Here is a 20,973-nt window from a genome sequence, read left to right as displayed (position 1 = left end):
AATTTCGTTTGATAGGGGCTTCTATCCGATCAGATCGTTTCAGAGCCTTCCGGAAGAAGTATAATACTTCTTATAATATTCTTCTTCTAAGGAATTGATCGTAACTCCCTTTTTTGTTGAGGCGTGAACGAATTTTTGGTCTTTGAGATAAATCCCAACATGACTCACCTTATTTCCGGAGATTGTAAAAAAGATGAGATCGCCTTCCTTCAACTCTTCTTTTGAGACGGGAATCGTTCGAGAAACCAGCGTGTAACTCGGACCGCTCAGATTCGACCCGTATACCTTTGATAAAATTTTACTAGTCAAACTCGAACAATCGATTCCTGATTCGTCGGTTCCATAATCTCTGTACGGAGTTCCGAGCCAACGATAAACTTCCTTATAAAGAAGAACGGAATCTTTCGGGCCGATGGAAATTTTATGCTGAAGAAGAAAAAATTTCCGAAGTTCGGATTCGTCCGGATTCTTCTTCTCTCCGTGTAAGATCGCAAAACAAATCGTGACTACACACAGAGAAAAAAAGAGGAAGAATTTGGATGGAAACATTCCTTAATTAGACGTTTTAGAAGTTCACTCCGCCGAAAACCATGATCTCTAAAAATCCGAAATTCTGACTCGCACGATCCTTGGAACGTCCGGTCGTAAAGATATTCGGAAGATCGATATAACCGCCCTTTGCGCCGAATTCGAAAAAGAAGGATTTATATAAATCGGTCCTTCCCGCGACATAACCGGAAACGCCGTAACCGGATGCGTGAAAGTGATTGTTCTTCCCTTCACCAAACAAGCGTACATCGCTTCGCGCGATGATAGGACCGCCGCCTACGGAAGAAACAAAACTAAAGGCGTTTTCTCCGTTAGACGAAACCCATAAAGGTTGTACCATACCAACATCCAAGTAAAGAAAATTTAAACCGTCGGTATGCTCGAATTTTAAAAAGTCCGGAGTTACGTTGATGGTTTCTCCGTTGTGATATCCTTCCAAACGTTTGTATGCATCCGGAAATAAATAAAGATAGACCGCCATATCCGAAGCAGTTCCGAGATGTGCCCTCTGAATCGCGAGAGGATCGATGTAACCGTTGATGTTCGCCGCCTGACCACGGCTCATCACGTATTTCATGTGATCCTGACCGAAGGCAACGAAGAATTTATCAGCGAAATAATACGTTAGGCGAAAGTTGTATTGCGGAATTTCCCAAAGACTCGGATTGAGATAAACGGAAGGATCTAGTTTTTCGGGTTTATCTTTCGCGACGACGTCCTTGAGTGTGAAATTATAACCCGGGCCTTTGAAAGTGATATCGCTCTGAGTATAATAATCTCGATTGTATCCCCACTGAAAACTCCAGGTTCCTTTGCGTTGATCCACTCTTCTTTCGGCCTCGACTTTCTTCGGGTCCACCGGAGCCGGAACAGGTTCCGTCTTTACTTCCACATTCGCTTGAGCGAAAGGTACGATATCTTGAAAATCCTTCTCCTTCGATTTTGTTTGCGCAAAATGAGGAAGAACAAAAAAGAAAAAAAGAAAAACGATACAAATCGATCGAATGGAATTCGTCTGATTTCTAAGTTGTGTTTGTTTCATGGGTTGAATCAAAAATTCAAATTTAGTATATCAAAATACTAAAATTACCCGAGTAAGCCCTCTGGCTATGTTTTTTTCATTCTAAGCAGTTTCGATTTTGTAAAGAGAATCCATCTCTCAAGCCATACGTGAACGTTTCAGGCGTCCCTTCTACCGCCTCGTTTAAGCGAAGAATTGCGAAGCACAAAGTTGCGAATGGTTTCACTGACAAAATCCGGATTCTCCTTTTGAATCCAATGATTGGAATCCACTCGAGTTGTCTCCAATGAATCACAGATGACGGCATGAGAGTCATAACATTCGGGACTGATTGCCATATCTCGAATCGGAATCAGAAGTCGAACCGGAACGTGGATCCTTTCCGGAGTCGGATATTTTTTTCCTTGGAGGAGTTCCCTGTATAAGTTGATCGGATGGATCGCGCTCTTAAGAATTTCCTCTTTCGTAAAACTGCGCATCGGATCTCCTTTCGGGATCTCCGCCTCGTACATAAGAAATTTCCAGACGAACATCGTAAACGTTGAGATCAAAAAACCCGGAAGCCAGGGAATCTGAAAAAATACGATATACCAAGACTTCACCAATTGTTTCAGGGCGATCCAAATTTTTCTCGGATTCGTACTGAAGAAGTAACGAAACATCAGATTTCTCGCAAGGATCGGATGCGGACCTCCCATCGCAGTGTAAGAATCAATCATTTTAGAATATTCTAAATCACCTACAAAACCCCAGGACAAAAGAGCGCCCCAGTCATGTGCGACAAGATGAACGGGTTTTCCGTTTCCCATAAAACGAATCACGGCTTCAAAATCCTGAAAGATGACTTGCGCATTGTAATCTTTTTGTTTTTCGGGTTTACTCGAATTTCCCGCCCCTCTTAAATCGAAAGCGCCCACATTGAATTCTTTTGATAAGAATTCCAACTGTGCGTTCCAGGTAGAATGTTCGTCCGGAAATCCATGGACAAAAAGAATTGTTTCTCGATCAGGACGTTGCGCCCCGGTCGTATTGTATTTTAGAAAAAGATTCAAATTTCCGTTACGAACGATGGTAGTTTGAAACGAAGAAATCACTTTCGTTTTCCGGAATATCTTTTGTTTTTCGGATGATAAGGTCATCATTTCATTTTTCCGTTTTTAAGAATTCGATCCTGACCCTATAAAACTGCGTTCGGTCGTTGCCGAATTCTCCCGCGTAAATTATACAATGAGAATCGTATGGGCGCGATATCGCTTATCAAATTAGGGCCAAAGGTTATACAATGGATTCTTAATCTAATTTTTTATAGTCGGTCGCTGAGACTCGTGACCTTATGGACGATGTTCGGAGTCATACGGCTGAAAAAACTGATCGTCTTGGATTTTATTCCGGGAAAGACGTGCAGTTTTCTTTTTTCCATTCCTTTGACGATCGCCTTTACGACGGAAATGGGACTGTCAACGATTCCCATCGGGATGTCCTGTTGTTTTCCGAATTGTTGCGACTTGAGAATTCCTGTGTCCGCAAAAAACGGATATACGTTCGTCACCGCGACTCCTTTTTTACGAAGATCCGCGTCCATCGCTTCTCCCATCGCTCGGATTCCAAACTTAGAAATGGAATAGTAGATCAGTTCTCCAGCGGCGACGTGACCCGCAACGGAAGATAGATTTACGATCTGACCTTGTTTTCTTTCCAGCATCGCGGGAACAAACAAACGACTCAGATGAATCGGGGCGTAGAGATTTACATCCAAGATAAGATTCCAATTCTTATCGGGAACGTCCAAAAGTCCTCCTTTGAAAGCGAGGCCCGCGTTGTTGATCAACACATCAACCCCTTTCGGAGAAAGTTTTAGAGTATTCTGATATACGTCCTTACAACCTTCCTGCGTTTGCAAATCTCCGGAAAAACTACCGAGAATCTTTCCTATGTTTTTCGGTTGAGAACCGTTTTTATAACTTTCGAGCCACTTTCTGTGGAGATAAAAATCTGCGTCCGTACTGGGAGCCTTGAGATCGGTAAGAATCAAGTTTGCTCCTTTTTCCAAAAGTTGTTTTGTCAATTCTCTTCCGAAACCTCCGTTGGCTCCGGTGATTAAAATCGTCTTCTCTTTCAATTTGCTCATATTGCTTCTCTGTATTTGTGTTCTTGTAATGAAAAAATTTCTTTAGCTAAGTATAGATTGTCTTCTTGGTCGGGATGAAAAGAAACCCTAAAATATCGTAAGGCGGCACGTATCGTCAAAGGTAAAACCCTCTCCCTTGTAAAGAGGAGTTGAAAGAGTTCTTTTTGAGTTTGAAGTCGAAAAAGAATTCCATCCTGCCAAAGAAAGAGTATGACCGCGATCAAGGTGAACGCGAAAAAAATTCCGGAAGCGATACACATTCCCACGATTCGAATCCAATAACTTTGAGTCGCTTCCTTCAGAACGTCGAAGACCGCGGACTTGTGTTCCAATTCCTCCGCCGCGTGCCACTCGAAAAGTCTTCTCATTTCCGGATGTGCGGGTTTGAGAAGTCCGCTTCTTAAACCGAGATCCGCGACCAAGGACGTATAATGTTCCAATCCTGCAACTGCGGCCAGATTCATTTTTTCGGAGAAAAGTTTTTCCAAAAGACCGAAAGCAAACCAAACCACAAAATTCATAAAACCTTCGAAACGATATCCTTGGTCTTTGAGATTCTCCCAGAATTTTTTGTGTTCTCCCGCGTGTTGCGCCTCTTGACCAACGAAAGCGATCGCGTTTCTTTTCACCTTTCCCTCTTTGAGTTTGGGAATGGCATTCTGAATCGTTCGAATAAAGTATTTCTCCCCTTCCGGGAAAAGAATCGTCCAAGCGTTCAAAACGTGGGTAAGAGAGGCGTTTCCTCCGCACCAGTGTTTTGGAACGTCCTTTGAAAATTGAAATCGGGGTTTTCGAACCGGGTAATCCGGCTTTTCGACATTGCTCATAATTCTTCCATTCGCATTCGTATTTTAGAATATTCTAATTTTATTCAATCCTCGAGATATAAAAATAATTATAAATCGGGTCTTATCCGCTGGGTGTGAACGAGCCGAGTTTTTATGCGGCTCCAACCTTGATTTTGGAATCCCTCTTCGTTTTCGAAAGAGAGGAAGCCTTTTTTAATTTTGCAATCCGTTCCTGTTCTTCCCAAAAACGAACGTGTGGAAGATCTTCGTCCAGCCAGAAGGCGTCCGTATCGCTTACGACTAAAATTTCTTCCCATTTCACTCCGAAACTTTCTTCGGCACGAGACCCGGAATAAATCTTTCCGATATGCGGCTCGACCGCCCAGAGACCCGCGTCCACTTTCGATTTCGTAAATTCTCCCCAAAGAGGAGAAGCGTTGGAGGAAGGCGCAAAAATTCCTTTGAGAATTTGAGGAACAAGATAAAGAAACGTTTGTGGCGGAAAACCGAGAAGCCTTCCCGCCGGAACACTCGATGCAGGAACCTTTCCGACCTTATGACCCAAAACTCCGTTAGGATAAATCGTATGACAATTGGAATAACCGAGATCCTGGATGAGATCGTCACAGGCTTGATAGATCTTACCCATGTTTTTTTCCGCGCGAACCAATTCTAAGATGAGAGTTCTAAATTCTTTGAGATCTTTGCGTCCTTGCTCCACTTCGGAATTATTTCCGAAAGAAAAAGAATATCCGACATCCGCGGTCACACCTTTCACGTTAGGCGCAACGTCTAAAATCACAGCCATTCCTTCCTTGAGTTTTCGATCGGAAGGTTGAAACTGAAATCCAAAGTGAGGAAGAAGTCCGTCTACTCCGATTCGTTTCCAGGTTAGGGGCCTTTTGAATCCGTGAAAACAGGTCCGATCTCCGAACCAGGCGAATCCGTAATGAAAGAAATTCTTTCCACCTCTTTCGTAGATATAAGAATCGATCAAGGAAGCCGCGGTTTTTTCCGTCATTCCGACTACGAGGCGTTCGCGGACCCATTCCACCGCGTCATATGCAAGTTTTTGCACATTCTTAAAATCGTTTAGATCGGCGGACGTATAATACTCACGCGACATTCTTCTTCTCCTTTCAAATGTTCGGTAACGAGTTTGATTTGGAGATTGTAGCGTATGTTACGAGAGTAATCGTCCGATCTTATGATTTCCGACCGATTTTTAGATTTTTTTTCTCCACTCCGCCGGCGTCATTCCCGAGATTTTTAAGAATTGAGCGTTGAACGTGGACTTCGTATTAAAACCGACTTCGAATCCGATCGAGAGAATCGTCTTTTCCGGTTCTTCCAGAAGAATTTTCTTCGCCTCTTGTACTCGGAATCCGTTGACGAACTCATTAAAATTTTTCTCATACGTTTCGTTGAGAATCCGGGAAAGTTGATGCGGAGTGATCAGAAGTTTTTCGGCGAGATCCTGCATCCGCAATTCTTCCTCACGATAAATTTTTTCCACTTCCATGAGTTCGGTCAAACGGGCGCGAATCGCTTCCAAGTTGAGTCCGCCTAATTGCGTTTTCTCGTATCTTTTTTGTTGTAATTCCAATTTAAGAGAATTAAAGAAGTTCGGATAACGCGCGGTAAACACGAAGACAAGTCCGTTTCCAAAAGTCATCAAGATCGAAGCGAAGATGAAAAGATTTGGAAAATCCAAATAGAATCCGATTCCTGAAAGTTGTACCGAAACGATCGTGATGAGAAGAATCCAAGACGCGAGGCGGGAAAGATGAAAGTCGATCTCTCGAAAGGATTTCCAAAAAAGATATACCGAATAGAAACAATAGACCGTTAGGTGAAGATATCCGATTCCGATCAGTAGAGAAATCGGGCTTTTGCCTCGATGAATCAATGCGTCCTGGATGAGTTCCGGTTTCGAATCCATCGGATAAAGAAAAAAGATCAACTCACAAAGAACGGCGAGATAAGCCGGAAAAAAATGTCTCTTTAAAGGGATCTTTTTTTCCAGAGCGAATTCGAGCATTCTTCCCAAGACGAGAAGAAGTACGGGGCCCATCGCGAGAAGGGAGGAAAAAAAGAAGATCCAGAGTAACGGATACGCGCCCGTTCCCGGAATCGAAACCAAGCCGATCCGAGATTCGACGGAGGCCATGAGAAACGCCAAAAAGAACATTCCGCTGAATTCTTCTCCGCGTTTGTGTTTGGCGAGTTCGGTGAAAAAAAGGAGAATACAATAGCCCGGACCGAGTTGGATCAAGAATTGGAGACCAAGCCAGAATATATCCGGAGTGAAATTCGGGTGCATAGGAAATGCGAGAAGGAAAGCCGACCCCGAAGTTTTGTCCAGAAGAAACGGGAAAAATCAACGTACGCGAAATTAGAAGAATTGACGCGTACCATTCTCTGAGGTTCCCTATCGGTATGAGTGAATTCATTGAAATCAAAGTTGGGGAGAAATCCTACCAGTTGCCATTGATCGCCGGAACGGATGGAAAAAAAGGAATCGATATTCGTGAACTCCATCAAAAAACCGGACTCATTTCTTACGATCCCGGTTTTTTTAATACCGCCTATGCGGTGAGCCGCATTTCCAGAAGAGATCCGGACTCGGGCGATCTTCATTACAGAGGCTACGACGTCGCCGACCTCGTTCAACATTCCACGTTTGTGGAAACCAGTTATCTTTTGATTTATGGAAAACTTCCCACCGAGCAACAACTCAAGGACTTCTCCTTAAAACTTTCGAAACACTCTTTGATTCACGAAGACATGATCAATCTTTTCGACGGTTTTCCCGGTAAAGGGCATCCTCTCGCGGTTCTTTCCGTGATGGTTACTTCTCTTTCCAGTTATTATCCGGAAGAATACGAAGAATCCCTGGACAAAGGGATCGATCATTCCGCAAGACTTCTCGCAAAGATAAGAACGATCGCGGCTTTCAGTTACAAAAAGATCGTGGGGCAACCTTTCGTTTATCCTTTGGACAAACATCCTTATTGTACGAACTTTCTTTATATGTTGTTTTCGATTCCTTCCAAGGATCACGTTCCAAGCGAAGACGTGGATCGGATTCTCAATCAACTTTGGATTCTTTATGCGGATCACGAACAGAACGTTTCCAATACGACCGTTCAAGTGATCGGTTCGACTCAGGCGAATCTTTTCGCTTCGATCTCTTCCGCGATCAACGCGCTCTGGGGTTCCAGAGAAGGCGGACGTCAAGTCGCGGCGGTCGGCTTGATCGAAGACATCATCAAATCCAGAAAGACGGTCGCGGAATACTTCGAGAAGTTCAAAGGAGATTCGGAACGACTTTTTTCAAACGGCTTCGGACACAAAGCTTACGCCGCAAAGAGCAGAAGAGCGATCATCGCCGGAAAACTCTTTCACGAATTCTATAAAAAATATCCGCTCAATCCGATCGCAGAAGTAGCTCTCAAGATCGACGAATACATGCAAAATGATGAATATTATATCAATCAAAACCTGTATCCGAATCTTGAATTTTACAGCGCCGTAATTTTCAACTCGATAGGAATTCCGAAAGAACTCTTCACTGCGATGCAGGTAATCGGAAAACTCCCAGGATGGTTAGCCCACTGGAGAGAACAGCGTGTTTCCGGAAACTACAGCAAAGCTCGTCCGAAACAAATCTATACAGGAGAGATGGGAAGAAAATACGTTCCTCTTTCTGAAAGATAAACGACGATGCAAAACCCGAGGTGGAAAGACTGGCTCGCCCAAGCCGAAAGAGATTTGGAATGGGCGGAAGCTTCTTTGCAATCGGGTTTCTTTGCGCAGACGTGTTTTGTCTGCCAGCAAGTGGGAGAAAAAGCTCTCAAGGCTCTTGCTTATTTTCGCGGAGCCGATCTCGTAAAATCACATTCCGTAAAGACGATCGCAAAAGAGCTGAACGAAAACGGTGAAATTGAATCCATCGGACAAAAATTAGATTTGTATTATATTCCCACTCGTTACCCCGATGCGTTTACGGACGGAGCGCCGTTCGAATACTTTGAAGAATCGCAGGCGAAAGAAGCCGTCGTATTTGCGGAAACATTGATTCGCATCGTAAAAGAAAAACTCAAATGAGCGTGATCGTTTTTCCAAAGAGAAACCCTCTCGGCGGAATGAGTCGAGAAGAATTGATCCAAAATATTCAATCTGCCCTTCGTGAAAAAGTAATCAAGACGTTTCTATTCGGAAGCGTCGCAAGAAATTCCGCGCACGCTTATAGCGATGTCGATTTGATCGTGATTACGAAAACGGATCTTCCCTTTTTAAAAAGACAAGAACTCTTTCCGGAGCTTCTGCGAATTCCGGTCGAATGGAACTTATTCGTTTATACGGAAAAAGAATGGGAGAAGATCCGAGAACAAAGTCAATATCCCGGTTTTTGGAAAACGGTCTTCGCAGAGATGATTCCAATTTTGTAATATACTTCTTTCATACGATTATTCTCCCGTCAGTCGGAAACGGAAAGAATCTGCCTGAGCAACAAGATGAACTTTCGAATGCCACTTTTTGAGGTTCGAACCGGAAAAAGAAAAGAATTCTTCGGACAACTCTTACGTTTTGCGGTCGGAGGATTTAGGTCTCTTTTCGATCGGGTCTCTGTCGGAAATTCAGGTGGCGTGAATGTTCTGATTCCTCGCGACCTGCCTCTTCTGGAAGATTTGCGGGGCCTGTTGAAAACGCGGGAGTTCCCGCATTCTTTGGGAAAACAAAATTCTTCAGTGAAACCTACAAAAAGTAGGAACTCACACTTTTCCAGGAAATGTCCGCCTTCGAAGAAAGCGATTTCGTAATACTAAAAACGCGGGAGTTCCCGCATTCTTTGGGAAAACAAAATTCTTCGGTGAAACCTACAAAAAAGTAGGAACTCACACTTTCCCTGGAAAAGTCCGCCTTCGAAGAAAGCGACTTCGTGATACCAAAAACGCGGGAGTTCCCGCATTCTTTGGGAAAACAAAATTCTTCGGTGAAACCTACAAAAAAGTAGGAACTCACACTTTTCCAGGAATTGTCCGCCTTCGAAGAAAGCGATTCCGTAATACTAAAAACGCAGGAGTTCCCGCAAATCTGCCCGAAAAACGGCAAAATCCTGAGGGCAAAAAAAGACCGGCCAATCGCGTTAGCAACCGCCGGCTGAATAGGTTTCAATTCTGTAAGTCCAGTTAATTAGACCGGTTCTTATCGGTCAACGCCTTCAAGAAAGTTACAATCGACTTTGTATCGGAATCCGAAAGGTCTTTTCCGAGTTGAAGATGAGCCATTTTTTTCACCGCTTCTTCCAAGGTTGCGACTTTCCCGTCGTGGAAATAGGGGCCGGTGATGGCGATATTTCTCAGGGAAGGAACTTTAAAAACAAAAGCATCGGCCGGGTTCTTCGTCAGAGTAGCACGTCCTTTGTCCGAAGTATTTTCATACGGATTTACCTGTCCCAGTTTCCGGAAAGAATTCCCTCCCAAAAGAGGACCTACGTGACAGGCGGTACAACCCGTCGCCAAAAACGTTTCCAGACCTTCTTGCTCTTCGGAGGAAAGTGCTTTGTGATCTCCTCTCTGGAAATCGTCAAAGCGGTCTTTCGTAATTAGGGTTCTCTCGAAAGCGGCAATCGCGCCTGCAAGATTTTCATAGGTGATTTTTTTCTCTTCCTTAGGATAGGCTTTCGCAAAAAGATCTTGGTATTCCGCGATCGCACCGATTTTCTTTTCGACCTCAGCGGCGGAAGGCATCGCCATTTCCACTGGGTTCAAGATCGGACCTTTCGCCTGCTCTTTCAAATCCTTCGCTCTCCCGTCCCAAAATTGAGCGATATGAAAACCGGCATTCAACACGGTTGGAGAATTTCTGTCCCCATTCTTCCCAAACGCTCCTGGAGAAGTGGGAAGATTGTCCACACCTGCGCCCTTACCGGCGACGTTGTGACAGGAATTACAAGCCTGCGTATCGTTCGCGGAGAGTCTTTTTTCAAAGTATAACTTTTCCCCGAGTTGGACGAGTTCGGGAGAATCCCCTTCTCCGCCCGGGATTTTTTCCGGAATCGTTCCAAAGATCTTCTTGGAATCATCGATCAACTTCTTCGTCTTTTCAGACGGCCCACAGGATACCAAAACGGCCCCGAGGAGCACTAAAAATAAAGCCCCTAACGTAGATTTTTTCATACCAGTTCCTCTCTCCATTTATTTTAGAATGATTCTAAAAGTAGATTCTATTTAGAATCATTCTAAAAAACAATTCTTTTTCAAACCTGCTTTCGCTTTTTCCTCTCAATTTGAAAGACCAAACCCTGGGCATTGATCTTAGAATCAAACCCTAGGAGCATTTCTTCCCTTTCCCCCAAGGCAATTCCCTGAGTGGAAATTTCCCTTTCTAAATAAGAGCGAATTCTTCCCGTGCAGAATTCCAGAAGCGGCTCTCCTTCGAGACCGGATCTTTCCCCGGAGGAAAGAATGTTCTGCATCGCGTGAAGACCTTGTTTCATCTGCCTCGCACCGGAAGGAAGATCCTTCCAAACTCCGAAATGGGTGAGATAGGCTTTATCCGCACCCGTCGCAAGAATCGTGTCCACCGTATTCATCGCCTCTTCGGAATCGAAATCCGTCGGAGTCGTGGAAGGATAGAGGATCGGATTTTTACCGACCGCAAATTCCCTATAACCGAGGCCGAAAGAATCTCCGGTAAAAATTCCGTTACTCAGAGAATCATAGATGCAAAAGTGATGATTTGCGTGACCTCTTGTATAATAAAATTTGAATCTTCTTTTTCCCCATCGAATCTCTTCTCCGTCTTCGGGGCTTTTCACTCGTTCCGCCGGCACAGGAACGATTTCACCGTAGAGTTTTTTGAAATTTTCTTCTCCGTAAACTTGGATCGAGCTCTGAATGAGTCTCTCGGGCGAAATCAGATGTTTCGCGGCTTTCGGATGCGCGAGAATAGTCGCGTTCGGACAATGTTTCGCAAGAAGACCCGTTCCACCGGCGTGATCAAGATGAACGTGAGTAACGATGATATACTTTACGTCCTCTGGCTTTCGACCGACATTCTCCAATTCTTTCAGAAGAATCGGAACCGCGTAATTGGTATTGTTTTCTACAAACGCGGCTTCGTTTCCCTCCACAACAAGATACGCACAAGCGACACCAAAGGAAATATAATCGCAGTCGATCGTAAACAATCCTGGAAAGGGTTCTTTCTCAAAAGGTGGCATAAGATTCTCCTGATTTCAGAATTGAAAATTGTCAAACAAACCGAGGTTCCACGGAAGAGACTAAAACAATTTCGTGACTCGCTCCAAGTAGCAAGAGCAGGTCCACATTCTGCAGGGAGTTGCAAGCACCCCGCAAAGTTTATACCACACTTCCCATCTCTCCAATCCCGCAATAGTCCAAACTTCTTCTTGCCAATGAGTCTTCCTAAACGAAAGATTCAACTTCCTTAATAAATGAAATGAGTTCAATCGATTCAATGAAAAGATAAGAGAACACCCATATCGGTAATTTCAAATGTTCTAAATAAGTAGAAGAAGGCTTTGAGTCTGAGCAATTCCGTTCAGAACAAAGAGTCACAAACTCTCTCGTGAATACTTCTTTGTTAAAAGAAAAGTACCAATCAGAAGAATTTTTGGGATAGAGAATAGAAAATAGATTCTTACTGATCTGCGTATATTTATCGACGTTTAAGCGATGATTTTTTTGAGTAAAACGATCCTTGCCGTTCGATAATTTAGGTTTAGGCGAAGAATGCGAAGAATGCGAAGAATGCGAAGAAGCTGGAATACACTTTAGAAATTTATTTCTTACCGAAGCAGTAAAAAATGCCGCTACCTGGACGTTCCGGAAAAACGGGACGGAGTTGGGATGTAGTGACGTTCGAAATCTAAGAAATGAATATGCACCTGCCATGGGAAAAATTCTTAACATTCTCAATAGACAGTGTCAATAAGAATAATTCCGTTCGATTTCTTTTTAGAATCTTGAAATGTGTTTCAAGGTCGGAGCGGTTTACAATTCGGGAAGAATCACAGAACGAAAGATCTATCGTCTGTATCATACACAGTCTTCAAAATCGGCTTTGTTTCTATAGGCGTTACGTTTCTATAATTGATCCTGAGCAATCACTCTAGAGTCAAACCACTCTCACCAGAATCGAAAGCTAATCAATTGAAAGGAACCTCGGCTTTCAAAAATAATACAATTCACAAAATGATCGAGAAGGAAAATTTATTTACCGAGTTTTGGCTTCTTTGAAACTATCTCTATCAAATCCGTTTCTTTTTTATACTGATCGAATGAATATCCATTTTCCCATAGGAGGAATGCGTTCTCTGTTATGATTCGAGAACCAATTTTTGCGTAGGCCATGGATCTAATTTTTCTAACTAGTTTATTTGAAAATGTATTGATAATTTCGGAATTCCATTTTTTTGAGAAAATACTCGTAAAATTAAATTTTCTCCATTTCTCAATCCTCTTAGCTGAATTATGGTTTGTATGAGAATTTTTTAATTTCCCATCTCTACTTACACTTAAATATAACTGGATCAACCCTAAACCATCCGCGCTGTATCGAAATGTAGCTCCCTGGCATTTTTTGGGATCCAATCGTATTTTTGTCGGTTTAAACTTCGGACCACTTCCTTGGACATAAATATTCAAATAGACCGTATCCCATTTTTTATTCTTTGGATAGGTTCTTTCAAACTCTTCAATGATTTCATTCGTATTAGAAAATAACTTGAGAGGCTTCTCATAGTCTGAATAAAGCTCATAGATCAGACAATTCTTTTCCTGGAATAAAAAATCGAGTATGATTCTATGATCTTCTACGGTTCCATACCAGTCGCAATTCGGCATTCCATTTCCTTAAAGTTTAATGATATTCTATCGGCATTTATATAACGTTGATCGGTCCGTTCCCGAACTTACCCGATTCCGCTGAGAACCGAAGGCGACATCAATGTGATCACCTTAATACCTTTTGTGGAAAGCAAATATTCGAAATGAATGGAAACGTCGGTAAAATCAAACCGCTCCCATTCTCCACGATCGGCACTCCCCGCTCCGCACAAGCTCGGCAAACCAAGTTTCTCCGCAACATCTCTGCTTCCACATTCAAAAGAGATATTTCGAGGTAGAACTCCTTTGAATTCTAAATGTTCTTCATCATCCGATCCGAATAAAAATATTACGACCACCTGTTGATCTTCATTCAAGTAGAAGGAGATTCCGTTTCGAGGGAAATCCCAAATTTGAAATTCAGCAAAAGATTCAATATTAGGATTTTCGTTGAGAGCAATTAAAAAGTTAGCAACCTCTTTGCTGTCTTGCGTTTTTCCAATGAATAATTCCGGATCAATCTGAAACATAAATAAAACTTCTTTTAAATACAATAGAATCAAATTTGCGAAAATTCAAATCATTCCGCAATCTAACATTTTAGAATAAACCGATTGTCATTCTATTTTTTTAACTGCGTCTCAAAATTTCTACACTTACGATAAACTGCATTACTATTGTTTAAAATTCTTACATTTTACAACTTTCGTTTTAATTTTCTTATTTGTAAGCCAATCCAAATGAAATAAATGAGGTTGCATTCTGAACTCAAGTTCTTTTAAGAATTTCATCCGATTGATCGGTAAAAGATTTTCGATAGTTAATTTCGGAACCAACGTAAAAGACAATTTTTTTATTTTTCCAATTTCAGGTAGTCGACTACAATCCGGTGCGGAGCCTAACATAAAATGAAGTTCCTCTAAGTTCTTAAGAGGTAGTAAAAAATCTAGATTCTTTAATGAAACCTTTGTAAAGGAAACTCTTTTCAAATTTTTCATAGAGCGGATCACTTCGATATCTTTTAGTTTTTCGGCAAGGGAGATCTCTTCCAATTCTGTTTGCTCCACAATCGGACGTATGGAAATGCCGTTCCCGGCAATTCTCAGAGATTTCAGTTTCAAATATCGATTTATCTTATCGAGTTGATCGTTTTTGAACATATCAACCAGTAGAAATTTTAAATTCGGCAATTGGGCTAAACAATCCAAATTGTCGACTGCACCGAATCCATTTAATATCAGACGTAAATCAGGAGCATTTGCGATTGTCAGTAATTTACGATTGATCAGTCCGAACGTTTTATCGCTCACTTCAAATCGTAGCCCAAATTGAATACTACTAAGTTCACCTGACTTTAAAATGGATCTGCAGTCCCTCTCGGTCAGATTATCGTAAATATTTAGCACTCCATTCGGCAGTAAGACAAAATTCGAAGAATGAGCAATTGTCGAGTCAGGAAAGTTAGAGCTAAAATCCATAATTTCTTTTCATTTGCAAAGTTTGCGATTATACCTTATCTACAGAGAACAATCGCAAACTTTGTGATTCTTACAAAATCGGTAAAAAACAAATTTTCCACCGGTATTGCAATTTTTTTTCAGTCGAAATTTAAGGTTTAAGTGGGCGCGGAAAGATATTTGTAAACAAACCCCAAATATTTTTAATCTTTAGACCAATTTTTCAAATCAATTTCTTGGAGAAGTGAATTCATACACATCAGGCAATTCCTTAGCTCAATAGAAAAGGGAGAATCGTAATCGTATCCAGCTTACAAGATAAAAAATGGTAAAAATGCGGTTAATAAATTCACCAAAAGTAAACAAGGAAGGACTCGATTTTCAAAGAAAGAAAAGCGTTATTTTGGAATTTTCAATTCGATCCCTCAATTTGAATTTTCGAGATTAATTCAAGGAAGCCTTATGATTCTTTTATAATGGTTTTCTTCTTTTAAAATTTCCAAAATGAATCACTTGTATTATTATACAATGGTATTGCTCTCTCTAAAATTAGATTTACGGATTTCATTTTTAACGATAACCTGAGGTTATGAAAACGTATAACGTTATACAAAGAGAAATAGAAGAAAAATGGAACCTCATACCTCGCGTTGATTCGCCGATACATAAAGCCGGCATCATTTTACCGCCCGGAGAATGGGAACGTTTTGATCCGTTCCTTTTAATGGCAGAGGATAACATGCGAAAAGGAGCCTTTGATTTTCATCCCCATCGTGGTATTGAAACCGTATCTTATATGATTGATGGTGTAATGGATCATAGGGACAACGCAGGAAACAAAGGAACATTACAGAAAGGTGATACACAATGGATGAGCGCAGGAAAGGGTTTGTTGCATTTGGAAGAAGCCCCGGAAGGTCACTTCGCTCATCTTCTGCAATTATGGGTAAATTTACCGGCTGATAAAAAAATGAGCGAGCCGCGATATCAGGATATTTTGTATCATGATACGCCCATACGGAATGAAGATGGAGTTCAATACCGAGTCATTTCAGGATCTTCCGGCGATATAAAATCGAACACTCAAAATTATGCGAACGTTACCATGGTAGAAATTACGATAAAGGCCGGCCATACTGCTAAACAGGATCTAAAGCCAGACTACAATGGATTTTTATATGTATTGGAAGGGAATGGGATCTTCGGAGCCGATGAAGTTCGCGCCGGAAAACAAGAAGTCCTTTGGATGAAACCTTCCGTTGAATACGACAGCGAAATCCAAGTGCATGCCATTCAGGATTTGAAAGTGCTCTTGATCGCCGGTAAACCGCTTCGAGAACCGGTCTTTGCACATGGCCCTTTTGTGATGAATACGGAAGAACAAATCATCCAAGCTTTTGCTGATTACAGATCGGGCAAATTTGGAGAGTGGATCAATTGAGAAATATGCGGAAACTAACAAGTAGGATCCAAGGAAGAAGGCTGACTTGCTTCTCATTCACAAGTAGAATATCCAACTCTAACTTTAAGTGATTCCACTTTGTATTCGGAAATCGCTCTAATATCTCAATTAGGAAACGAAGTTCTCGGCGTTAACAAAGATGCGCTCGGAGCTTCATTTAAGCTCGCCGAATATTCCAGGTTTTGATATTCAAGGATTATGAAGCAATTTTTAATATGGAATGATTTTGCTACATATCGAGGGGACGGATTTTTAACGGGACGTCACAGTCATTTTTATATTCAGATTAGTTTACCCGATGAAGGCCGTGTTCAATTACGCACTCGCGACGGCGACTGGAAAACATATAACTCGGTTTTTATTCCATCCGGTGTAAGCCACGAAATGCGACGAGTGGAAGGTAAATTAACATTATTTTTTCTAGATCCATTGACAACGGGGAATCATCTTTTTTACGAAAGAAGTTTGGCGGCTAATCACTCTGCATTTGAAGTTGGTGATATATTCACCGACAAAAGAAAGGAACAGATAGCGTCCATTCTAAGTTCGTCCGATACGAAAGTAAGAACACAACTTCTTGATATTCTAAATAAAGATTTTCCGAAGAGAGGAAAGGGCGAGTTGGATGAACGTATTCAAAAAAGCATTTCCAATGCTGAGCTGGACGATTTCTCTCTTACCAGTTTAGCTTTTGAAGCTCGACTATCGGTCGAACGTTTTCGCCATCTTTTTAGACAGGAAACCGGTGTCCCTTTTTCTGCCTATCGCCTTTGGTTAAAAACAAAGAAGGCTGTCGATAATTTGGCGAATCACCCCCACTTGCTGGATGCGGCGTATGAAGGAGGCTTTGCGGACCAATCTCACTTTACACGAATTTTCCGGCGATCTTTCGGAATTAGTCCCTCCGACTTTACGAAAAAGAACGAGCCTTTCAGCGCGATCTTCTTTTCAAAATAGCCGCTTCGTTCAAGACCCTTTTTCTAAAATTTGATATCCTCTCGATATCGGAGAGAAAGAAAAATGAGTTCAAAAGTCACGGCAAAAAACTTAGCGGAATTGTACTATGATTCGGCGCAGAAATACGGAGACAAGGCGGCATTTGGCACAAGAAATAAAAACAAAGAATTTGTTACCATAACGTTTCGCGAAGTATATGAGTCAGGCGTAGCGCTCGCAACGGGGTTGATGGCTGAATTGGGATTGAAAGCTCGCGAACATGTGGCCGTCTTATCGGAGAATAGAAAGGAATGGATCATTGCAAACTATGGAATATTGTTAAGCGGTGCCGCCGATGTTCCACGGGGAACGGATGTAACAGATGGAGATATTCGTTATATTCTCCCTCATTCTGACGCAAAAATTGTATTCGTTGAAAATGAATCTGTATTGAGAAAGGTGCAGAAGAATCTAAATCATCTGCCGAACGTTACACAAATCGTCCTAATGGATGGAGATGCAAACTCAACTGATCAAAAGATCATTCGAATGGAAGACCTAATTGCGAAAGGAAAAAAACTGCGAGCCTCCGGTGACCGCAAAGTGGAAGAACGAGTCGCGGCGATTAATCCCGATGATCTATTTACCATCATCTACACCTCCGGCACAACGGGAGAACCGAAAGGTGTCATGCTAACTCATGCCAATATGATTTCGCAATTGCGTAACATTCCGATAGATATCGGTCCTAACGATCGATTCCTTTCGATTCTACCCGTGTGGCACAGCTTTGAAAGAGTATTTCAGATGGGGACGATTGCGATGGGGGCCGGACAGTATTACACGAATGTACGAAATATTAAGGAAGATTTATTAATTGTTAAACCTACTTTTATGGCATCTGCACCACGATTGTGGGAAAATATTTTTCACGGGATTCAGTCTAAAATCCAATCCGGATCGGCGACAAAAAGACTCCTATTTAGATTCGCCTATTTTTGCGCTCTAAAGGTTCAACGTGCTTTGCATTTTTTTCACGGGGATCGTCTGGATTTAAAAGGAAGAAATATTCTACAATCATTATCGATGGGTGGACAATCTCTTTTAACAATCATAACATTCACTATTCCTTATATATTTCTTGACCTGATCGTTCTTAAGAAAATTCGACAGGCAACCGGCGGCAAACTGCGTGGTACAGTTTCAGGCGGAGGAGCACTTCCTCTTCATATTGATGAATTCTTTAATGCCATTGGAATCCCTCTGTTCGAAGGATATGGTTTAACCGAAACCTCTCCAGGGATCGCATTCCGTACACCTGATCATTTGGTAATAGGAAGCGTGGGACCGCTTTTTCCCGAAGTGGAAATATTTCTAAAAGATGTCGAGACTGGAAATATTTTATTTCCACCTAAAAAAGGTGTGAAAGGGGAAATTCATGTACGCGGCCCACAAATCATGAAAGGTTATTATAAACGTCCTGAAGTTACAGCTAAGGTTCTCAGTAACGATGGATGGCTGAATACCGGTGATCTTGGGATGATTACGTATAACAATACGCTTCAAATAGTGGGTAGGACAAAAGAGACCGTAGTTTTACTCAATGGAGAGAATATCGAACCTGTTCCCATTGAAAACAAACTTGTACAATCACCTTTTATCGATCAGATCATGGTCGTTGGACAGGATCAAAGATTTTTAGGAGCCTTAGTTCTCCCCGTTCTAGATCAGTTTCAAGACTTTGGAGAGACATATCAAGAACTCGCGGCTAATCCTATTGTGCGGGAAAAAATTATGCGCGAAGTTAAAGAAGCGATGAATTCAGAAAGTGGATTTAAGAGTTTTGAAAAGGTTGTAGATATTCGTTTGCTTCCAAAGGCCTTCGAAGTAGGAGACGAACTTTCTGCGAAAATGTCCATCAAACGACATATAATCACGGAAAAATACCAAGGATTAATCGATTCAATGTATCAATGAATTTTTCCTCTGAGGCGATACGTTTTTGAACAAACGATCGTAACTTAATAAAATTAGAATACAGTCAGTTTTGCGCGGCAAGCAAACCAAGTAGAGAAAGGAAGTCTGGTGAAACTAAATGAATGTATAATGTGATTTTTTATTAAAAAATCTAATATACAATTACGTTCGAAAACCGATCTTCCAAAGGAAACGTCACATGAGCATCCACAACAAAATGAAAAGAATCTCTAAACTCACATCAAGGAGCCATTGTATCATTTTCGGTGGACTTCTGGAAAGAGATTAAGCAGAGAAAAAAATTTTATATTTAGAATAGGACTTTGTATGCTACTAGTGATTCGATTTTTAGCAATGTCCGTCTAATCGTCTAGATTTAAATGAGGGGACTTTGAATTAGAACTATCTTAGCGGTGATTATAGTTCGCTTTAGCGCGGAACCATTCGGCTTAAATGCAATTAGAACCGTGGGTGAGCGAGAGAATCCTTTTCTACATATCCCTTCCCTACATTCCGCAATAATCCTAACTTCTTCTTTCCAACGAGCCTTTCTAAACCATAGACTCGAATCCCTTTCAAAGCAGAATATTCATTCAGATAAAGAATACTATTCTCAGGTCGTATATAACTGTAAGAAGCTAAGAAAGAATATTTAATCGATCTTTGAGTCCCTTCAGCTACTTGAGTATGAATTCCATTCTCCGACCAGCGATTCCGCCCCCAGACGTTTCTCTTCGTATCCTTAGCTCTTTTCGAATGATTGATGCTTCTAAAGTTCTTGTTGTATCGTTCCATCCAAGGAATCCCTTCATCCGCAAATAAAGGAACATCCTCTGGTAAGAAATCAAACAGTGGTTGAAGTGTTTTCTGCTTTTGATCAGGAACAGAAGAAAGAATCACAGGACCACCCTTAATCGCAAGAGTATGAACCAAAGTTCCGATTTGATACTTTCCTTTCTCTTCAGCAACGGAATCCGTTAAATAGATAGATGCAGTTTGACCTTTGTGTTTAAATCTCTTTCGATATCCATTCGCTCTTTGTGAAGCAGAGAATAAAGCTAATGTATCTGTATGGATTACAGGCAAACCTTCAATAGAATCTTTCAAATCGCCTGATTCTGGCAGATTCTTACCTTTCCAAGCCTTCTTTAGATCCTTGACCATTTCTTCCTTAATCAAAGGAATCAGATCACTACAGAAGATCTGAAGTCTTCTTTTCAGTAAGGTTCCAGTGTTCTTTGAAACTGATAACTTTCTACAAATCGCAGAAGCAGAAAGACCTAATGGAAAAAGTTCAATTGATTCAATCAGTAAATATGAGAATACCCATAACGGTAACTTTAAGTGTTCTAAAGGAGTAGAAGAAGTCCTTGACTCTAAATAATTACATTGAGGACAACGAATCACGTTCTCCCTCGTGGAAACTTCTTTGCTAAGAGAAATTTTACAATCAGGACAATTCTTAGGATAAAGAGTAGATAATAGGTTCTTAGTAATCTGAGTATAATAGTCGGTGTTTAAATGAGGGAATTTTTGACTAAAGCGATCTTTGGCGGTCAGTGATTTTGGTTTAGAAGAAGAATGGGAAGAAGTTGGGATATATTGTAGAAATTCCTTTCTTACAGGAGCCGCGGAAATCTCCGCGCCAAGGACGTTTCGAAGAAACGGGTTGGAGTGGGGATTTGGCGATGTGCGAAATGTAAGAAAGGAATTTCTACAAATCCCTTCCCTACATTCCGCAATAATCCTAACTTCTTCTTACCAACGAGCCTTTCTAAACCATAGACTCGAATTCCT

The 20,973-nt window shown here is 41.5% G+C and carries 20 protein-coding genes; 7 read left to right on the top strand and 13 right to left on the bottom strand.

The window, feature by feature from the left end:
- Positions 1 to 39: 39 nt before the first annotated feature.
- From DLM75_RS22800 to DLM75_RS22770, 7 genes are all read right to left on the bottom strand, one after another.
- Positions 40 to 549 (bottom strand): C40 family peptidase, encoded by a 510-nt coding sequence (locus DLM75_RS22800; protein WP_118970815.1) that lies wholly within the window; start codon positions 547 to 549, stop codon positions 40 to 42.
- Positions 550 to 565: 16 nt separating this feature from the next.
- Positions 566 to 1,591: a hypothetical protein gene (locus DLM75_RS22795; protein WP_167731807.1), complete on the bottom strand. Its 1,026-nt coding sequence runs from the start codon at positions 1,589 to 1,591 to the stop codon at positions 566 to 568.
- 137 nt (positions 1,592 to 1,728) lie between these two features.
- Complete coding sequence (locus tag DLM75_RS22790) at positions 1,729 to 2,712, bottom strand: alpha/beta fold hydrolase (RefSeq protein WP_118970814.1); 984 nt, start codon at positions 2,710 to 2,712, stop codon at positions 1,729 to 1,731.
- 161 nt (positions 2,713 to 2,873) lie between these two features.
- Positions 2,874 to 3,698 carry an SDR family NAD(P)-dependent oxidoreductase gene (locus tag DLM75_RS22785; protein ID WP_118970813.1) on the bottom strand — a complete coding sequence of 275 codons (825 nt, stop codon included), beginning with the start codon at positions 3,696 to 3,698 and terminating at the stop codon, positions 2,874 to 2,876.
- Entirely contained in the window at positions 3,695 to 4,525 is an 831-nt protein-coding gene (locus DLM75_RS22780; RefSeq protein ID WP_118970812.1) for a metal-dependent hydrolase, read from the bottom strand. Before DLM75_RS22780 ends, DLM75_RS22785 begins: the two co-directional genes overlap by 4 nt.
- 112 nt (positions 4,526 to 4,637) lie before the next feature.
- Positions 4,638 to 5,612, bottom strand: coding sequence for a M24 family metallopeptidase (locus DLM75_RS22775; RefSeq protein ID WP_118970811.1), 975 nt, complete (start codon positions 5,610 to 5,612; stop codon positions 4,638 to 4,640).
- Positions 5,613 to 5,711: 99 nt separating this feature from the next.
- A complete protein-coding gene (locus DLM75_RS22770) occupies positions 5,712 to 6,809 on the bottom strand; it encodes a helix-turn-helix domain-containing protein (protein WP_118970810.1) in 1,098 nt (365 codons plus the stop codon).
- Positions 6,810 to 6,925: 116 nt separating this feature from the next.
- On the opposite strand from DLM75_RS22770, the gene DLM75_RS22765 reads away from it, so the two are divergent.
- The 4 genes from DLM75_RS22765 to DLM75_RS25085 all read left to right on the top strand — a co-directional run bounded on the left by DLM75_RS22765 (position 6,926) and on the right by DLM75_RS25085 (position 9,312).
- On the top strand, positions 6,926 to 8,206 hold the full coding sequence (locus DLM75_RS22765) for a citrate/2-methylcitrate synthase (RefSeq protein WP_118970846.1): 1,281 nt from the start codon (positions 6,926 to 6,928) through the stop codon (positions 8,204 to 8,206).
- 6 nt (positions 8,207 to 8,212) lie between these two features.
- Positions 8,213 to 8,596 carry a HEPN domain-containing protein gene (locus DLM75_RS22760; protein WP_118970809.1) on the top strand — a complete coding sequence of 128 codons (384 nt, stop codon included), beginning with the start codon at positions 8,213 to 8,215 and terminating at the stop codon, positions 8,594 to 8,596.
- Positions 8,593 to 8,940: a nucleotidyltransferase domain-containing protein gene (locus DLM75_RS22755; protein WP_118970808.1), complete on the top strand. Its 348-nt coding sequence runs from the start codon at positions 8,593 to 8,595 to the stop codon at positions 8,938 to 8,940. Before DLM75_RS22760 ends, DLM75_RS22755 begins: the two co-directional genes overlap by 4 nt.
- A gap of 66 nt (positions 8,941 to 9,006) precedes the next feature.
- On the top strand, positions 9,007 to 9,312 hold the full coding sequence (locus DLM75_RS25085; protein ID WP_118970807.1) for a DUF3703 domain-containing protein: 306 nt from the start codon (positions 9,007 to 9,009) through the stop codon (positions 9,310 to 9,312).
- Between the two features lie 369 nt (positions 9,313 to 9,681).
- On the opposite strand, the gene DLM75_RS22740 is transcribed toward DLM75_RS25085, so the two are convergent.
- From DLM75_RS22740 to DLM75_RS22715, 5 genes are all read right to left on the bottom strand, one after another.
- Complete coding sequence (locus DLM75_RS22740; RefSeq protein WP_118970805.1) at positions 9,682 to 10,671, bottom strand: cytochrome-c peroxidase; 990 nt, start codon at positions 10,669 to 10,671, stop codon at positions 9,682 to 9,684.
- Between the two features lie 80 nt (positions 10,672 to 10,751).
- The gene (locus tag DLM75_RS22735; RefSeq protein ID WP_118970804.1) at positions 10,752 to 11,717 is read right to left on the bottom strand and encodes an MBL fold metallo-hydrolase; all 966 of its coding nucleotides are present in this window, start codon (positions 11,715 to 11,717) and stop codon (positions 10,752 to 10,754) included.
- Between the two features lie 1,012 nt (positions 11,718 to 12,729).
- Positions 12,730 to 13,362 (bottom strand): hypothetical protein, encoded by a 633-nt coding sequence (locus tag DLM75_RS22725; protein WP_241548027.1) that lies wholly within the window; start codon positions 13,360 to 13,362, stop codon positions 12,730 to 12,732.
- 68 nt (positions 13,363 to 13,430) lie between these two features.
- Positions 13,431 to 13,874 carry a DUF6392 family protein gene (locus DLM75_RS22720; RefSeq protein ID WP_118970802.1) on the bottom strand — a complete coding sequence of 148 codons (444 nt, stop codon included), beginning with the start codon at positions 13,872 to 13,874 and terminating at the stop codon, positions 13,431 to 13,433.
- Between the two features lie 144 nt (positions 13,875 to 14,018).
- Positions 14,019 to 14,654: a leucine-rich repeat domain-containing protein gene (locus DLM75_RS22715; RefSeq protein ID WP_147456695.1), complete on the bottom strand. Its 636-nt coding sequence runs from the start codon at positions 14,652 to 14,654 to the stop codon at positions 14,019 to 14,021.
- A 736-nt stretch (positions 14,655 to 15,390) separates the two neighbouring features.
- On the opposite strand from DLM75_RS22715, the gene DLM75_RS22710 reads away from it, so the two are divergent.
- The 3 genes from DLM75_RS22710 to DLM75_RS22700 all read left to right on the top strand — a co-directional run bounded on the left by DLM75_RS22710 (position 15,391) and on the right by DLM75_RS22700 (position 19,176).
- The gene (locus DLM75_RS22710; protein ID WP_118970800.1) at positions 15,391 to 16,242 is read left to right on the top strand and encodes a pirin family protein; all 852 of its coding nucleotides are present in this window, start codon (positions 15,391 to 15,393) and stop codon (positions 16,240 to 16,242) included.
- Between the two features lie 219 nt (positions 16,243 to 16,461).
- Entirely contained in the window at positions 16,462 to 17,220 is a 759-nt protein-coding gene (locus tag DLM75_RS22705; RefSeq protein WP_118970799.1) for a helix-turn-helix transcriptional regulator, read from the top strand.
- Positions 17,221 to 17,283: 63 nt separating this feature from the next.
- Positions 17,284 to 19,176, top strand: a complete 1,893-nt coding sequence (locus tag DLM75_RS22700; RefSeq protein WP_118970798.1) for an AMP-dependent synthetase/ligase — start codon at positions 17,284 to 17,286, stop codon at positions 19,174 to 19,176.
- Positions 19,177 to 19,635: 459 nt separating this feature from the next.
- On the opposite strand, the gene DLM75_RS22695 is transcribed toward DLM75_RS22700, so the two are convergent.
- Positions 19,636 to 20,340: a hypothetical protein gene (locus DLM75_RS22695; RefSeq protein WP_241548025.1), complete on the bottom strand. Its 705-nt coding sequence runs from the start codon at positions 20,338 to 20,340 to the stop codon at positions 19,636 to 19,638.
- Positions 20,341 to 20,973 lie beyond the last annotated feature (633 nt).

The sequence above is a fragment of the Leptospira stimsonii genome (genome assembly GCF_003545885.1).
GTDB lineage: Bacteria > Spirochaetota > Leptospiria > Leptospirales > Leptospiraceae > Leptospira > Leptospira stimsonii.
Note: the sequence above shows the minus strand (reverse complement) of the source record. Positions and strands in the feature narration are given on the sequence as shown.

Coding starts and splice junctions, on each gene's coding strand:
- DLM75_RS22800 (WP_118970815.1), bottom strand. CDS start 549: ATGTTTCCATCCAAATTCTTCCTCTTTTTTTCTCTGTGTGTAGTCACG.
- DLM75_RS22795 (WP_167731807.1), bottom strand. CDS start 1,591: ATGAAACAAACACAACTTAGAAATCAGACGAATTCCATTCGATCGATT.
- DLM75_RS22790 (WP_118970814.1), bottom strand. CDS start 2,712: ATGATGACCTTATCATCCGAAAAACAAAAGATATTCCGGAAAACGAAA.
- DLM75_RS22785 (WP_118970813.1), bottom strand. CDS start 3,698: ATGAGCAAATTGAAAGAGAAGACGATTTTAATCACCGGAGCCAACGGA.
- DLM75_RS22780 (WP_118970812.1), bottom strand. CDS start 4,525: ATGAGCAATGTCGAAAAGCCGGATTACCCGGTTCGAAAACCCCGATTT.
- DLM75_RS22775 (WP_118970811.1), bottom strand. CDS start 5,612: ATGTCGCGTGAGTATTATACGTCCGCCGATCTAAACGATTTTAAGAAT.
- DLM75_RS22770 (WP_118970810.1), bottom strand. CDS start 6,809: ATGCACCCGAATTTCACTCCGGATATATTCTGGCTTGGTCTCCAATTC.
- DLM75_RS22765 (WP_118970846.1), top strand. CDS start 6,926: ATGAGTGAATTCATTGAAATCAAAGTTGGGGAGAAATCCTACCAGTTG.
- DLM75_RS22760 (WP_118970809.1), top strand. CDS start 8,213: ATGCAAAACCCGAGGTGGAAAGACTGGCTCGCCCAAGCCGAAAGAGAT.
- DLM75_RS22755 (WP_118970808.1), top strand. CDS start 8,593: ATGAGCGTGATCGTTTTTCCAAAGAGAAACCCTCTCGGCGGAATGAGT.
- DLM75_RS25085 (WP_118970807.1), top strand. CDS start 9,007: ATGAACTTTCGAATGCCACTTTTTGAGGTTCGAACCGGAAAAAGAAAA.
- DLM75_RS22740 (WP_118970805.1), bottom strand. CDS start 10,671: ATGAAAAAATCTACGTTAGGGGCTTTATTTTTAGTGCTCCTCGGGGCC.
- DLM75_RS22735 (WP_118970804.1), bottom strand. CDS start 11,717: ATGCCACCTTTTGAGAAAGAACCCTTTCCAGGATTGTTTACGATCGAC.
- DLM75_RS22725 (WP_241548027.1), bottom strand. CDS start 13,362: ATGCCGAATTGCGACTGGTATGGAACCGTAGAAGATCATAGAATCATA.
- DLM75_RS22720 (WP_118970802.1), bottom strand. CDS start 13,874: ATGTTTCAGATTGATCCGGAATTATTCATTGGAAAAACGCAAGACAGC.
- DLM75_RS22710 (WP_118970800.1), top strand. CDS start 15,391: ATGAAAACGTATAACGTTATACAAAGAGAAATAGAAGAAAAATGGAAC.
- DLM75_RS22705 (WP_118970799.1), top strand. CDS start 16,462: ATGAAGCAATTTTTAATATGGAATGATTTTGCTACATATCGAGGGGAC.
- DLM75_RS22700 (WP_118970798.1), top strand. CDS start 17,284: ATGAGTTCAAAAGTCACGGCAAAAAACTTAGCGGAATTGTACTATGAT.
- DLM75_RS22695 (WP_241548025.1), bottom strand. CDS start 20,340: ATGGTCAAGGATCTAAAGAAGGCTTGGAAAGGTAAGAATCTGCCAGAA.